The following is a 13377-nucleotide window of genomic DNA, read 5'->3' as shown; positions in this document are numbered from 1 at the left end:
CGCTTTCCAGGTTCCCGCTCTCGCGTTTCCCTTTCCGGCGGTTCCGACTCTATCAGATCCTTTCGGCGTCCGATTCCCGGTCGGCGGGTTTTGTCTACGGGCTTTTCGGCTTTCGCCTCCGGCCTTTCGACATTCACTACGTTAGCTGATTCCCTCGGCGACTCATAATCGAGTCCCGCGAGTTCGAATTCGGGCACACGGACGCGCCAGAAGCGACCCCGCTGAGGGGTTGTAACTAAGTAGTGGGTTGGCCGCTCCGGCTGCAGGCGATCGCCGTACCCGGTTCAGCGGCTCGGGATACATTACGCACCTCGGGAGGCCGAGTCAACTTCGGCGGCGCCGGGGTACGTGCGCCCGATAGGGGCTGACGGTCGGGTCGCCGTCCACCCAGTAGCGCCACGGGTGCAGGTCACCGTCCCCGCCTTCGCCGGCGACACCGGTCCGGGGACCGCTGCGCACCTGGTAGGAGGGGACCGGTGTGCCCGTCAGCATTCTCAGGGGCGTCTCGCCGGAGTCGCACGCGTCCGTGCCGTCCAGCACCCGGTCGACCTCCAGCGCCGTGGCCAGCCGGGCCGGCCCCTTGGCCAGTTCCTTGTCGTTACGGGCCGAAACACGTCGCTTCCGGGCCAGCTCGGCACCCTCCACCACCTGGCCCGCACGGAGCAGGACGGCGCTCGCCCGGCCCTCGGGTCCGCAGACCAGGTTCATGCAGTGCCACATGCCGTAGGTGAAGTAGACGTACACGTGTCCGGGCGGACCGAACATCACGGCGTTGCGGGCGGTGCGGCCGCGGTAGGCGTGCGAACCGGGGTCGTTCGGGCCGTCGTAGGCCTCCACCTCCGTGAGGCGGAGGGCGATCGGGCCGTCGGGGGTCGTCCGGACCAGGATGCGGCCGAGAAGGTCCGGGGCCACCTCCAGGACCGGGCGGTCGAAGAAGGCGCGGGGCAGTGGCGTACGGTCCGGGGGCGCGATCATGCCCTCCGAGGGTAGTCCAGACGAGGCACCGCGCCGGCGGAACCGGTTGCGGGCGGATCGCGTTTGTACGGGTCGAGGGTTCATTCGTAAAGGGAGTGCCATGGCGTTCAAGAAGCTGCTCGCGAGCCTGGGTGCCGGCGGGGCGTCCGTCGAGACGGTCCTGACAGAGGTCAACGTCGTGCCGGGTGGTGTCGTCCAGGGTGAGGTGCGGATCCAGGGCGGGTCCGTGAACCAGGCCATCGAGGGACTCTCCGTCGGCCTTCAGGCCAAGGTCGAGGTGGAGAGCGGCGACCAGGAGTACAAGCAGGACATCGAGTTCACCAAGGTGCGGCTCGGCGGTGCCTTCGAGCTTCAGGCGGGCGCCGTGCACGCGGTGCCGTTCGGGCTGGAGATCCCCTGGGAGACGCCGGTCACCATGATCGACGGCCAGTCGCTGCGGGGCATGCACATCGGTGTGACCACCGAGCTGGCCATCGCGCGGGCCGTGGACTCCGGTGACCTGGACCCGATCAACGTGCACCCGCTGCCGGCGCAGAAGGCGATCCTGGACGCCTTCATCCAGCTCGGCTTCCGCTTCAAGAACGCGGACATGGAGCGCGGCCACATCCGCGGTACGCGGCAGAAGCTGCCGTTCTACCAGGAGATCGAGTTCTTCCCGCCGTCGCAGTACCGGGGCCTGAACCAGGTCGAGCTGAGCTTCGTGGCCGACGAGCACGCGATGGACGTCGTCCTGGAGATGGACAAGAAGCCGGGTCTGTTCAGCGAGGGCTCGGACACCTACCGCTCCTTCCAGGTGGGTCTGAACGACTGGCAGGGGACCGACTGGGCGGCATACCTCAACCAGTGGCTGTCCGAGGTCGGCAGCAAGCGCAACTGGTTCTAGGCTCGGGAACTGCTGATTCCGTAACCGATCAGGAGGTACCGAGGTGACCGAGCTCAAGCGGCGGCCGCTCCCCCACGACTTCCATCCGCCCGTGCCGTCGTTCACGGTGACGAGCGAGGACGTCGAGGAGGGTGCCACGCTCAAGAGCGCCCAGGTCCATGCGGAGGGCAACACCTCGCCGCAGCTGCGCTGGGAGGGCTTCCCGGCCGGGACCAAGAGCTTCGCCGTGACCTGCTACGACCCCGACGCGCCGACCGGCAGCGGGTTCTGGCACTGGGTCCTGTTCGACATCCCGGCCTCGGTGACCGAGCTGCCGGCGGGTGCGGGCGGCGGCAAGTTCGAAGGGCTGCCCGCGGGCGCCGTGCACGTGCGGAACGACTACGGGACGAAGGACTTCGGCGGTGCCGCTCCGCCGCCCGGGGACGGACCGCACCGGTACGTCTTCACGGTGTACGCCGTGGACCAGGAGAAGCTGGGCCCGGACGCGGACGTCTCTCCGGCCGTCGTCGGCTTCAATCTCCGGTTCCACACCATCGCGCGCGCCCAGCTGATCGGTGAGTACGAGAACCCCGCGAAGGGCTGACCGCACCGCCACGATTCAGCCGAGCGTTCATGGAACGTTTGCCCGCCTCCGGTCTTGGAAGTGATCGGAGGCGGGCATTTTTTATTGCGTTGTCCATCTCGGCGCGCCCGTCCAGAGTTGACCCCAGCCCGCCGGGGGGTGGGCAGGTGCACACGGGAGGTGGGCTGGATGCGTGACACGTTGGTCCTGAACGCGAGCTTCGAGCCGCTGTCGACGGTGACTCTGAACCGAGCCGTGGTCCTGGTGCTCCAGGACAAGGCCGTGGTCGAACAGGCCCATCCCGAACTGCGCATGCGCGGTGCCGATGTGGACATACCCGCGCCCCGGGTGATCAGGCTGTGCCGGTACGTACGGGTGCCGTTCCGAAGACAAGCCCCGTGGTCGCGGAGGGGTGTGCTGGTCCGGGACCGGCACCGGTGCGCGTACTGCGGTCACCGGGCGACGACCGTGGACCACGTCCTGCCACGGTCGCACGGTGGGCAGGACACGTGGCTGAACACGGTGGCCGCGTGCGCGGAGGACAACCACCGGAAGGCCGACCGGACTCCGGAGGAGGCGGGGATGACTCTGCTGAGGGAGCCGTTCGAACCGACGCCGGCCGATGCGATGCTGCTCGCGCTGGGGGCCGAGGACTTCGCGGCCCTTCCCGACTGGCTGGCCCGGGACGCCGCCTGACCGTTCGCCGCAGGGCTGCGGGCGGTGCGTCCGTCGCGGGTTGTTCGTGGTCGATCGCGCACCCCGCGCCCCTGAGGGGCGCGGGAGAGCCCGGCGCTCCGTTCGTGCCCTCTGGTCCGGCTAGTCGATGTCCGGCTTCTCGCGACGCTCCGCGCCGCCGCCCGACGAGCCGTTGCTGCCCGAACCGCCGCCCAGAGGACCGAAGTTTCCCACCGCGCCGGAGAGGCCCTTGAGGGCGTCGCCGATTTCGCTGGGAACGATCCAGAGCTTGTTCGCATCGCCTTCGGCGATCTTGGGGAGCATCTGGAGGTACTGGTAGGAGAGCAGCTTCTGGTCCGGGTCGCCGGCGTGGATGGCCTCGAAGACCGTACGGACGGCCTGGGCCTCGCCCTCGGCGCGCAGGGCGGCCGCCTTGGCCTCACCCTCGGCGCGCAGGATCTGGGACTGCTTCTCGCCCTCTGCCCGCAGGATCTCGGACTGCCGGACACCCTCGGCCTGGAGGATCGCGGCGCGCTTGTCGCGGTCGGCGCGCATCTGCTTCTCCATCGAGTCCTGGATGGAGGTGGGCGGCTCGATGGCCTTCAGCTCGACGCGGTTGACGCGGATGCCCCACTTGCCGGTGGCCTCGTCCAGGACCCCGCGCAGGGCCGCGTTGATCTCCTCGCGTGAGGTCAGCGTCCGTTCGAGATCCATGCCGCCGATGATGTTGCGCAGGGTGGTGACCGTCAGCTGCTCGATCGCCTGGATGTAGCTGGCGACCTCGTAGGTGGCGGCCCGGGCGTCGGTGACCTGGTAGTAGATGACCGTGTCGATGTTCACGACCAGGTTGTCCTGGGTGATCACCGGCTGCGGCGGGAACGGTACGACCTGTTCGCGCAGGTCGATGCGGTTGCGGATGGTGTCTATGAACGGGACCACGATGTTGAGGCCCGCGTTCAGTGTCCGCGTGTAGCGGCCGAAGCGCTCCACGATGGCCGCGCTGGCCTGTGGAATGACTTGGATGGTCTTGATCAGGGCGATGAAGACCAACACCACCAGGATGATCAAGACGATGATGACCGGTTCCATCGTCGTTCCCCGTACCCTTCTCCGCTTCGGCGCCTTCGGCAGATCTCATGACTGTTGAAGATCTTGCTGGTCGAGTCTGACAGACCGTCGCGCAACTCGTGAGTCGTTCGCGGTGAGTTGTCTCAGAGGACGATGGCGGTGGCCCCTTCGATGTCCACGACGTCCACCTCCTGGCCGACTTCGTAGGCCCGGCCGGTGTCGAGGGCACGGGCCGACCAGACCTCTCCGGCGAGCTTGATACGGCCACCGGACGCGTCGACGCGTTCCAGTACGACAGCCTGTCTGCCCTTCAACGCCTCCACGCCGGTGGCGAGTTGGGGGCGCTGTCTGCCGTGTCGGGCCGCGATGGGCCGGACGACGGCGATGAGGGCGACGGAGACGATGACGAAGGTGAGGACCTGGATGACCGTGTCGAAGCCGAGGGCGGAGACGACCGCCGCGGCGACGGCCCCCACCGCGAGCATGCCGAACTCCGGCATCGCGGTGACCACGAGCGGGATTCCGAGTGCCGCCGCGCCGACGAGCCACCACACCCATGCGTCGATGTCGTTCACACGGTCATGGTAGGGCCGCGGTCGGGCGGCGGACAGGGCGCGACCGGGAGGGCGCCGGGGTCAGGAGAGGGGCAGCCCCTGCGCGGTCCAGCGGTCGCCGACCTGCTCCACGACGAGCGGGAGGCCGAAGCAGCGGGAGAGGTTACGGGAGGTCAGTTCGAGCTCGACGGGGCCGGCGGCGAGGACCTTGCCCTGACGGATCATGAGGACGTGGGTGAAGCCGGGGGCGATCTCCTCGACGTGGTGCGTGACCATGATCATCGAGGGGGCGATGGGGTCGCGGGCGAGCCGGCCGAGGCGGCGGACCAGGTCCTCACGGCCGCCGAGGTCGAGGCCGGCGGCGGGCTCGTCCAGCAGGAGCAGCTCGGGGTCGGTCATCAGGGCGCGGGCGATCAGGGTGCGCTTGCGCTCGCCCTCGGAGAGGGTGCCGAACTTCCGGTCCAGGTATTCGGTCATGCCGAGGCGGTCGAGGAAGGCGCGGGCGCGCTGCTCGTCGACGGCCTCGTACTCCTCCTGCCAGCCGGCGGTCATGCCGTAGGCGGCGGTGAGGACGGTCTGGAGGACGGTCTGGCGCTTGGGGAGCTTCTCGGCCATGGCGATGCCGGCCACGCCGATGCGCGGGCGCAGCTCGAAGACGTCGGTGCCAGGCTTGCCGAGGGTCTCGCCGAGGATGGTGGCGTCGCCCTTGCTGGGGTAGAGGTAGCTGGAGGCGACGTTCAGGAGGGTGGTCTTGCCGGCGCCGTTGGGGCCGAGGATGACCCAGCGCTCGCCCTCCTTCACCGACCAGGAGACCTGGTCCACCAGAGCCCGGCCCTCACGGACCACGGATACGTCCTGAAGCTCCAGAACATCGCTCATGAGCGCGTTGTCTCCCCTTGCAGTGTGGCCGGTCTCGGCTGTCGCGTACGCCTGTGGCTCGGGTCCGCCGCGCCGGTGGGCGCAGCCCTCATGAAATCTACGCCACGAGTGCCCCGCTCCATTCCATCGGTCCGGTCCTTAGGGTGGGGGCATGCTCACGGAACCGCGTTCAGGACGCCTCGCCGCTTGGGGAAACGCCCTTTTGGCCGGATTTGCCTCTCCGGATGACGCCGTACTCGCCATCGTGGGCGAGGACGCGGTGCACCGGGTGGAGGGGCTGCCCGGTGAGTCCGCGCCGGTCGGGCTGTCGCTCGCCCTGGGGCGGCTGCGCACGCTGGGCGTGACCGGTCTGCGGGTGGCGCTGCCCGCCCCGGGGCATCCGCTGGGGCTGAGCGGTCCGCCGGAGTTCAATGCGCGGGCGCTGGAGGCCGAGGAGGCGGCGGTCTGTCACGGCGCCGCGTTCGGGCTGGTGCCCCGGCTGTACGAGGCCGGGCCCGAGGGTGATGTGCATGCCGAGGTGGTCTGGCACGTGCTGCCGGTGCGGGAGGCTCCGCCGGCCGACGTCCCCTCGCTGGGCGAGGCCGAGCGGGAGCTGGCGGAGGCGCTGCGCGAGGCGACCGTGGTGCTGGCGAAGCTGGACGTCGCCGGGTCCGGGCCGGTGGCGGAGGCGGCGATCGACGCGTACCGGGCGCGGGCCGAGCGGGGCCGGGAGGTGCTGGCGCCGGGATATCCGCCGCGTGCGGTGCGGGTGTTGGAGCTGGCGCAGCGGGTGGGGCTGCTGGTGTCGCTGGCGTACGACCGCGGGCACGGGGGTGCGGTGAGCGCCTCGGAGATGGCGGCGCGGGGGGAGGCGCTGCGGCCGGTGGAGCGGACGGCCCGGCGGGCGCAGGTGGCGGCGTACAACTCGTTCGTGGAGGAGCGGGAGCGCGGGGGGCGGTAGGCCGTCGGGGCCCGGTCCGGCGTGTTCGCGTCGCCCGGGGTGGTCTCCCCGGGGGCGCCGGTCCCGGGCCCCTGTGCCGGCCGGCCGTCAGCCGTTGACGCCGGTGTTGCCGAACGCGGGGTTCAGCAGGCCGATCACGTTGACGGACAAGCCCTCGGCGTTGATCGGGACGTGCACCGGGATCTGGACGACGTTGCCCGAGGCGACGCCGGGGGAGTTCACGGCCGCGCCCTGGGCTCCCGCGTCGGCGACGGCGGCACCGGCGGAGGCGCCGGCGGCGATGCCCGCGGCGGTCATGACGAGCGCGGCCTTCTTGGCGATGTTCATGGGACGGATTCCTCCTGCGTGTGCGTGTCCGACCCGACCGTGGGTCGTGTGCTGATCAACGCGGGAGCCCCCGCGGGGGTACGGACACCCCGGGGTCCAGCGCCCGTTCGGGCCAGTCGGACGACAACCTGACAGGCCCCCCGGCCGGGTGTCCGGAGGGCCTGGTGTCGTCGTCGGCCGGACCTCAGTGGTTGAGGCCCAGGTTGCCGAAGGCCGGGTTCAGGACGCCGATGACGCTCACGCTGTTGCCGACGGCGTTCACCGGGACGTGCACCGGGACCTGGACGACGTTGCCGGAGCCGACGCCCGGCGAGCCGTGGGCCACGCCGTCGGCGTGGGCTCCCCCGTGGGCGGAGGCCATGCCCGCACCGGCGGCCACCAGGCCACCGGCCACCATCGTCACGGCCGCTGCCTTCTTCAGGTTCTTCACTGTCTGCCCCTCCTGGACGTTCACCGCGGCGATCGCCGCGACACGCACTGGAGAACGGCGGAGATCACCGGAGGGTGCGCCATCCGGGTGACATTCCCACGACGGTATGAATCTCGGCCTGGGCCGTGACCCTCCGTGTTGTCGTGCGTGAGGCGTTGGGCAGGGCGTCTCAACCGGTCACGCCGTGGCGTACGGCCCACAGCGCGGCCTGGGTGCGGTCGGCGAGGTCGAGTTTCATCAGGATGTTGGAGACGTGCGTCTTGACGGTCTTCTCGGACAGGACGAGGGCGCGGGCTATCTCGCGGTTGGAGCGGCCGTCCGCGATCAGGCCGAGCACCTCGCGCTCCCGCTCGGTGAGCGCGCTCCCCCGGCCGTGGGTTCCGTTGGCCTCCTCCTGGGAGAGCAGGGCGTCGGCGACCTCCGGCTGGAGCAGGATGTGCCCGGCGTGCACGGACCGGATGGCGCCGGCGAGGGCGTCGGGGTCCACGTCCTTGTAGACGTAGCCCGCGGCGCCCGCGCGCAGGGCCGGGACGACCGTGCGCTGCTCGGTGAAGCTCGTGACGATGAGCACGCGCGCCGGGTTGCCGAGCTGGCGCAGCCGGCGCAGCGCGTCGATGCCGTCCATGCCCGGCATCTTGACGTCCATGAGGACGATGTCGGGCCGCAGTTCCTCGGCGCGTTCGACTCCTTCGGCGCCGTCGGCGGCCTCGCCGACGACCTCTATGTCGTCCTGCACCTCCAGGAAGGTGCGCAGGCCCCGGCGGACGACCTGGTGGTCGTCGACCAGCAGGACCTTGATCGGTTCAGCCACCGGGGACCTCCATCTCGATCGTGGTGCCCTTGCCGGGCGCCGATTCCACGGTCAGCGCGCCTCCGACGCCGCCGGCCCGGTCCCGCATCGAGACCAGTCCGAGGTGGCGTCCGGCGCGGCGGACCGCCGTGGGGTCGAAGCCGTCGCCGTCGTCGGTGACCCGCAGGACGGCGCCGCCGCCGCGCCGCTCCACGCTCACGTCGACGTGGGCGGCCCCGGAGTGCCGCAGTGCGTTGTGCAGGGCCTCCTGGGCGACCCTGAGCAGGGCCTCCTCCTGGGAGGCGGGCAGGGCGCGGAAGCCGTTGCTGGTGAAGGTCACGCGGGCGGTGTGGGCGCGGTCGAGCACCTGTGTCTGGGTGCGCAGGGTGGCGATCAGACCGTCCTCGTCCAGCGCGGCGGGCCGCAGCTCCACCACGGCGGCGCGCAGCTCGTCGGCGGCCTCGGCGGCGAGGGAGGCCACCTGGTGCAGTTCGCCCTTGGCGCGGGCCGGGTCGCGGTCGACGAGCGCGGCCGCCGCCTGGGCGGTCAGGCGCAGGGAGAACAGCTTCTGGCTGACGGCGTCGTGCAGTTCCTGGGCGAGGCGGGAGCGTTCCTCGGCGATGGTCAGTTCGCGGCTGCGCTCGTAGAGGCGGGCGTTGGTGAGGGCGATGGCGGCGTGCTGGGCGAGGATGGCGAGCAGTCCCTCGTCCTCCTGCGTGAAGCCGCAGCTGCCCTCCGGCTTGGGACAGCGTTTGTTCGCGAGGAAAAGTGCGCCGAGGACCTCCTCGCCGTCCTTGATCGGCAGCCCCAGGAAGTCGACCAGGTCGGGGTGGGCGTCCGGCCAGCCCTCGAAGCGGGGGTCCCTGCGCACGTCGGCGAGGCGCTCGGCCTTCGCCTCGTGCAGCATCGCGGCGAGGATGCCGTGCTGGCGCGGGAGCGGGCCGATGGCACGCCACTGGTCGTCGCTGACGCCGTCCACGACGAACTGCGCGAAGCCGCCGTGGTCGTCGGGGACGCCGAGGGCGGCGTACTGCGCGTCGAGCAGCTCGCGGGCGGAGGCAACGATCGTCTTGAGGACGTCACGCACCTCCAGGTGCCTGCTCATGGCCAGCAGCGCGGAACTCACCGCGGCGAGGCCGGACCGGGGGCCTTGACTCATGTCCTCACGGTACCGGCGGGGTGTGACGGCGCGGATCGGGCCCGTGACGGCGGGGACCGGTCCGCTCGCCGTAGGTCTGGCGGCGTAGTCCCCGGTCCGGGACGGCGGTGTCGCCGCCGGCGGTCGACCGTGCGTACGAGGAGGCTCTGCGCGAGCTGTACCTGTGGCACGAGTTCGGCGAGGTCTCTCTCATCCTCCCGGAGGAGGGTGCTCACGCAGAGCATTGCGATGGCAACGGGCGGTGAGAGGGTGTCAGGTTCTATGTGACCCCGCGCATAGGGCCCACATCACGTACGAAAGGGCATAGGAGATAAACCCTCCCACATGAACGGGAATGATGGTCCCGTCTGTCCTATTTTGCCCTTCCCTGATCCACTATCGAGGATAGTACGTCACACCTTTGCCTGGGCATTTTGCGCCCGCTAAGAATGGCTTCCGTCGCTCAGCGCCGCGGGTTTCGAGCCGCGGCGTTCGTGTGGGAGGAGCCGATTCCCCCGGCGGACGCAGGAGCGACCTCCGCGCTACTCGAAGAGGTCCATCAGCCATGCCCAAGAACATCCTCAGCCGTGCTCATAGTCGTACGCTGACCAAGCAGCGCAAGATCGCCGTCGCCGGTGTCGCCGCCCTCGGCACCGCGGCGCTCGCCTTCTCGGCCGCCCCCAGCAACGCCGACACCGTCACCACCGGTGCCCCGGCCACGGCTCCGCAGGTCGTCACGGGCACGGTCCTGAAGAACGTCAAGGGCACGGTCACCGGCCGGCTCGCCGCCGAGAACGTCAAGCTCGACACCATCGCGGCGCAGAAGAAGGCCGCCGACGCCGCAGTCGCCAAGAAGGCCGCCGACGCCGCCGCGAAGAAGGCCGCCGCGGCCGCCGCCGTGAAGAAGGCCGCGCAGCAGCACGCCGTCCAGCAGGCCGCCGCCCGCTCCACGCAGCGTCTTCAGATCCAGCCGGTCGCCGCGAAGACGTACGCCAACAACCTCGACGGCTGGATCCGGCAGGCGCTGGACATCATGAAGGCCAAGGGCATCCCGGGCAGCTACCACGGCCTGCACAAGAACATCATGCGGGAGTCGTCCGGCAACCCCATGGCGATCAACAACTGGGACATCAACGCGATCAACGGCATCCCGTCGAAGGGCCTGCTCCAGGTCATCCCGCCGACCTTCAGCGCGTACCACGTCCCCGGCACGTCCTGGAACATCTACGACCCGGTCGCCAACATCACCGCCGCCGCCAACTACGCGGCCGACAAGTACGGTTCGATCGACAACGTGAACAGCGCGTACTGAGGTCGGCGCGGACCTCTGACGTGGCGCGGAAGGGCGGCACCCCTCGGGGGGATGCCGCCCTTCACGTCGTCCGGACGCGGTGACGCGGTTACTTCCGCATGACCTCCGGCTCGTGCCGGCGCAGGAAGCGGGACACGAGGAAGCCGCAGACCACACCGAGCACGATCAGCGCGACCATGTCGATGCCCCAGGCCGAGGCAGCGTGGTCCCACAGCGGGTCGGTGCTGCCCGGGTCGTCGGTGTTCGGGGCGATGTTGTTGAAGTCCAGCGTGGCACCGGCCGCGGCGACCGCCCAGCGCGACGGCATGAGGTACGAGAACTCGTTGACGCCGACGGTGCCGTGCAGGGTGAAGAGGCAGCCGGTGAAGACGACCTGGATGATCGCGAACATCACGAGCAGCGGCATGGTCTTCTCGGCGGTCTTCACCAGCGAGGAGATCACCAGGCCGAACATCATCGAGGTGAAGCCGAGCGCCATGATCGGCAGGCACAGCTCGAACAGCGTGGAGCCGCCGAGGACGAGCCCCTCCTTCGGGATCTCCCGGCTGGAGAAGCCGATCAGGCCGACCATCAGGCCCTGCAGCACGGTGACCGCGCCCAGCACGACCACCTTGGACATCAGGTACGCCGACCGGGACAGGCCGGTCGCCCGCTCCCGCTCGTAGATGACCCGTTCCTTGATCAGCTCACGCACGGAGTTCGCGGCGCCCGCGAAACAGGCGCCGACCGCGAGGATCAGCAGCACGGTGGTCGCCGTGCCGTTCGGGATCGGCACATGGGTGCGCGGGTTGACCGGGTTGACCAGCAGGCCCTTGTCCGAGTCGATCAGCAGGCTGACCGCGCCGAGCACGGCGGGCAGGATCACCGTAAGTGCCAGGAAGCCCTTGTCGGAGGCGATCACCGACACGTAGCGCCGGATGAGGGTCATCAGCTGCGAGCCCCAGCCCTGCGGCTTGGGCGGCTTCATCGCCTGCGGCGGAGGCATGGGTACGGACTGCGGGGCGATCGCGTCGATCTCCGCGGCGTACATCTGGTAGTGCTGCGAGCCCTTCCAGCGGCCCGCCCAGTCGTAGTCGCGGTAGTTCTCGAAGGCGGAGAAGACGTCGGCCCAGCTGTCGTAGCCGAAGAAGTTCAGCGCCTCCTCCGGCGGGCCGAAGTAGGCGACCGCACCGCCCGGCGCCATCACCAGCAGCTTGTCGCACAGCGCCAGCTCGGCCACCGAGTGGGTCACGACGAGGACCGTACGGCCGTCGTCGGCGAGGCCGCGCAGCAACTGCATGACGTCACGGTCCATGCCCGGGTCGAGACCGGAGGTCGGCTCGTCCAGGAAGATCAGCGACGGCTTGGTGAGCAGCTCCAGGGCCACCGAGACACGCTTGCGCTGACCGCCGGACAGGGACGTGACCTTCTTGTCCTTGTGGATGTCGAGCTTCAGCTCGCGCAGCACCTCGTCGATGCGGGCGTCGCGCTCCTGGGCCGTGGTGTCGGCCGGGAAGCGCAGCTTGGCCGCGTACTTCAGGGCCTTCTTTACGCTCAGCTCCTTGTGCAGGATGTCGTCCTGCGGGACCAGACCGATGCGCTGCCGCAGCTCGGCGAACTGCTTGTACAGGTTCCGGTTGTCGTAGAGCACCTCGCCCTGGTTGGCGGGCCGATAGCCGGTGAGCGCCTTGAGCAGGGTCGACTTGCCGGAGCCGGACGGGCCGATCACGGCGATCAGCGACTTCTCGGGGACGCCGAAGGAGACGTCCTTGAGGATCTGCTTGCCGCCGTCGACCGTGACGGTCAGATGGCGGGCCGAGAAGGAGACCTCACCGGTGTCGACGAACTCCTCGAGGCGGTCGCCGACGATCCGGAACGTGGAGTGGCCGACGCCGACGATGTCGCTCGGGCCGAGCAGCGCCGAGCCGCCCTTCGCGATCGGCTGGCCGTTGACGTACGTGCCGTTGTGCGAGCCGAGGTCGCGGATCTCGAACCGGCCGTCGGGCGTGGCGTGGAACTCTGCGTGGTTCCGGGAGACCTGGAGGTCCGAGACGACCAGGTCGTTCTCCAGGGCACGGCCGATGCGCATCACGCGGCCGAGCGCGAACTGGTGGAACGTGGTCGGGCTGCGGTCGCCGTAGACCGGCGGGGCCCCCGCGCCGCCACCGGGCGTCTTCTGCACGTACTGGTCGGCGGGACCGGCCTGCTGCTGCGGGAACGCGGGCGGCTGCTGCCAGCCCGCCTGGACGGCCTGCTGATGCGCCGGCGCCTGGTGCGGCACGGCCTGCTGCGGAGCCGCCTGCTGGGCCCAGCCGGGCGCACCGGCGCCCTGGGCCGCGTACGGCGCCGACTGCTGCTGGTCCGGGCCGCCGACCGGGGCCGCAGCCGCCGACAGGCTCAGCCGCGGTCCGTCGGTCGCGTTGCCGAGGTGCAGCGCCGAGCCGGGGACGATCTCCATGTGCTGGATCCGCTGGCCCTGCACGAACGTGCCGTTGGTGCTGCCATGGTCCTCGATCGCCCAACTGCGGCCGTTGAAGCTGACCGTGGCGTGCCGCCAGGACACCCTGGCGTCGTCGAAGACGATGTCCCCCTGCGGATCGCGTCCGAGGATATATGCCCTGGACGGATCAAGTGTCCAGGTACGTCCGTTTGTTTCGAGTACGAGTTCCGGCACTCCATGCCCCACTGAGTTGTCCCCCGAGTTGCCCCCATCACAGGGAGTCTAGGGATGTCGAACATCGTGGGGAACTATTTCAGGCTCCGCCCCCTGACCGAAACCCGGGCCTTGCCAAGGACGCCGGCACGCGCTCCAACTCGCCCTGTTGACGGGGTTGAAACCGGGCCGGAAAGTGGTAATCACCGCGA

14 protein-coding genes and 1 pseudogene are annotated in these 13377 nt (G+C 69.9%); 6 read left to right on the top strand and 9 right to left on the bottom strand.

Going from position 1 to position 13377, the window contains the following annotated elements; translation table 11 throughout:
* Positions 1-324: 324 nt before the first annotated feature.
* Entirely contained in the window at positions 325-975 is a 651-nt protein-coding gene (locus JK361_RS17700) for a DNA-3-methyladenine glycosylase (protein WP_201818878.1), read from the bottom strand.
* Positions 976-1075: 100 nt separating this feature from the next.
* Here JK361_RS17700 and JK361_RS17695 point away from each other — a divergent pair, with 100 nt between their 5' ends.
* The 3 genes from JK361_RS17695 (at position 1076) to JK361_RS17685 (ending at position 3116) form a co-directional block, all read left to right on the top strand.
* Positions 1076-1858: a sporulation protein gene (locus JK361_RS17695; RefSeq protein WP_184972246.1), complete on the top strand. Its 783-nt coding sequence runs from the start codon at positions 1076-1078 to the stop codon at positions 1856-1858.
* 43 nt (positions 1859-1901) lie between these two features.
* Positions 1902-2441 (top strand): YbhB/YbcL family Raf kinase inhibitor-like protein, encoded by a 540-nt coding sequence (locus JK361_RS17690; RefSeq protein WP_201818876.1) that lies wholly within the window; start codon positions 1902-1904, stop codon positions 2439-2441.
* Positions 2442-2609: 168 nt separating this feature from the next.
* A complete protein-coding gene (locus tag JK361_RS17685; RefSeq protein WP_201818874.1) occupies positions 2610-3116 on the top strand; it encodes an HNH endonuclease in 507 nt (168 codons plus the stop codon).
* Positions 3117-3236: 120 nt separating this feature from the next.
* On the opposite strand, the gene JK361_RS17680 is transcribed toward JK361_RS17685, so the two are convergent.
* The 3 genes from JK361_RS17680 to JK361_RS17670 form a co-directional block, all read right to left on the bottom strand.
* Complete coding sequence (locus tag JK361_RS17680; RefSeq protein WP_201818872.1) at positions 3237-4184, bottom strand: SPFH domain-containing protein; 948 nt, start codon at positions 4182-4184, stop codon at positions 3237-3239.
* A 122-nt stretch (positions 4185-4306) separates the two neighbouring features.
* The gene (locus tag JK361_RS17675; protein WP_201818870.1) at positions 4307-4738 is read right to left on the bottom strand and encodes an NfeD family protein; all 432 of its coding nucleotides are present in this window, start codon (positions 4736-4738) and stop codon (positions 4307-4309) included.
* A gap of 60 nt (positions 4739-4798) precedes the next feature.
* A complete protein-coding gene (locus JK361_RS17670; protein WP_201818868.1) occupies positions 4799-5596 on the bottom strand; it encodes an ABC transporter ATP-binding protein in 798 nt (265 codons plus the stop codon).
* A gap of 151 nt (positions 5597-5747) precedes the next feature.
* Here JK361_RS17670 and JK361_RS17665 point away from each other — a divergent pair, with 151 nt between their 5' ends.
* Positions 5748-6536, top strand: a complete 789-nt coding sequence (locus tag JK361_RS17665; protein WP_201818866.1) for an Rv1486c family protein — start codon at positions 5748-5750, stop codon at positions 6534-6536.
* 87 nt (positions 6537-6623) lie between these two features.
* On the opposite strand, the gene JK361_RS17660 is transcribed toward JK361_RS17665, so the two are convergent.
* The 4 genes from JK361_RS17660 to JK361_RS17645 form a co-directional block, all read right to left on the bottom strand.
* Positions 6624-6863 (bottom strand): chaplin, encoded by a 240-nt coding sequence (locus tag JK361_RS17660; RefSeq protein ID WP_201818864.1) that lies wholly within the window; start codon positions 6861-6863, stop codon positions 6624-6626.
* Positions 6864-7047: 184 nt separating this feature from the next.
* A complete protein-coding gene (locus tag JK361_RS17655; RefSeq protein ID WP_201818927.1) occupies positions 7048-7293 on the bottom strand; it encodes a chaplin in 246 nt (81 codons plus the stop codon).
* 169 nt (positions 7294-7462) lie between these two features.
* Complete coding sequence (locus tag JK361_RS17650) at positions 7463-8104, bottom strand: response regulator (RefSeq protein WP_201818862.1); 642 nt, start codon at positions 8102-8104, stop codon at positions 7463-7465.
* Positions 8097-9242: a GAF domain-containing sensor histidine kinase gene (locus tag JK361_RS17645; RefSeq protein ID WP_201818860.1), complete on the bottom strand. Its 1146-nt coding sequence runs from the start codon at positions 9240-9242 to the stop codon at positions 8097-8099. The genes JK361_RS17650 and JK361_RS17645 overlap by 8 nt, the downstream gene beginning before the upstream one ends.
* 119 nt (positions 9243-9361) lie before the next feature.
* On the opposite strand from JK361_RS17645, the pseudogene JK361_RS41275 reads away from it, so the two are divergent.
* Both JK361_RS41275 and JK361_RS17640 read left to right on the top strand, forming a co-directional pair.
* Positions 9362-9487: pseudogene (locus tag JK361_RS41275) on the top strand (S-adenosylmethionine:tRNA ribosyltransferase-isomerase); the annotation flags it as partial.
* Positions 9488-9786: 299 nt separating this feature from the next.
* Positions 9787-10533 (top strand): transglycosylase SLT domain-containing protein, encoded by a 747-nt coding sequence (locus tag JK361_RS17640; RefSeq protein WP_201818858.1) that lies wholly within the window; start codon positions 9787-9789, stop codon positions 10531-10533.
* Positions 10534-10621: 88 nt separating this feature from the next.
* On the opposite strand, the gene JK361_RS17635 is transcribed toward JK361_RS17640, so the two are convergent.
* Positions 10622-13186 (bottom strand): ABC transporter ATP-binding protein/permease, encoded by a 2565-nt coding sequence (locus JK361_RS17635; RefSeq protein WP_201818851.1) that lies wholly within the window; start codon positions 13184-13186, stop codon positions 10622-10624.
* Positions 13187-13377 lie beyond the last annotated feature (191 nt).

Source organism: Streptomyces musisoli (assembly GCF_016741855.1).
Classification (GTDB): Bacteria; Actinomycetota; Actinomycetes; order Streptomycetales; family Streptomycetaceae; genus Streptomyces; species Streptomyces musisoli.
This window is presented reverse-complemented; position numbering and strand designations above follow the sequence as displayed.

Bases quoted from the DNA above. Each gene is read 5' to 3' on its own strand.
- JK361_RS17700 (WP_201818878.1), bottom strand. From the start codon at position 975: ATGATCGCGCCCCCGGACCGTACGCCACTGCCCCGCGCCTTCTTCGAC.
- JK361_RS17695 (WP_184972246.1), top strand. From the start codon at position 1,076: ATGGCGTTCAAGAAGCTGCTCGCGAGCCTGGGTGCCGGCGGGGCGTCC.
- JK361_RS17685 (WP_201818874.1), top strand. From the start codon at position 2,610: ATGCGTGACACGTTGGTCCTGAACGCGAGCTTCGAGCCGCTGTCGACG.
- JK361_RS17680 (WP_201818872.1), bottom strand. From the start codon at position 4,184: ATGGAACCGGTCATCATCGTCTTGATCATCCTGGTGGTGTTGGTCTTC.
- JK361_RS17670 (WP_201818868.1), bottom strand. From the start codon at position 5,596: ATGAGCGATGTTCTGGAGCTTCAGGACGTATCCGTGGTCCGTGAGGGC.
- JK361_RS17665 (WP_201818866.1), top strand. From the start codon at position 5,748: ATGCTCACGGAACCGCGTTCAGGACGCCTCGCCGCTTGGGGAAACGCC.
- JK361_RS17660 (WP_201818864.1), bottom strand. From the start codon at position 6,863: ATGAACATCGCCAAGAAGGCCGCGCTCGTCATGACCGCCGCGGGCATC.
- JK361_RS17645 (WP_201818860.1), bottom strand. From the start codon at position 9,242: ATGAGTCAAGGCCCCCGGTCCGGCCTCGCCGCGGTGAGTTCCGCGCTG.
- JK361_RS17640 (WP_201818858.1), top strand. From the start codon at position 9,787: ATGCCCAAGAACATCCTCAGCCGTGCTCATAGTCGTACGCTGACCAAG.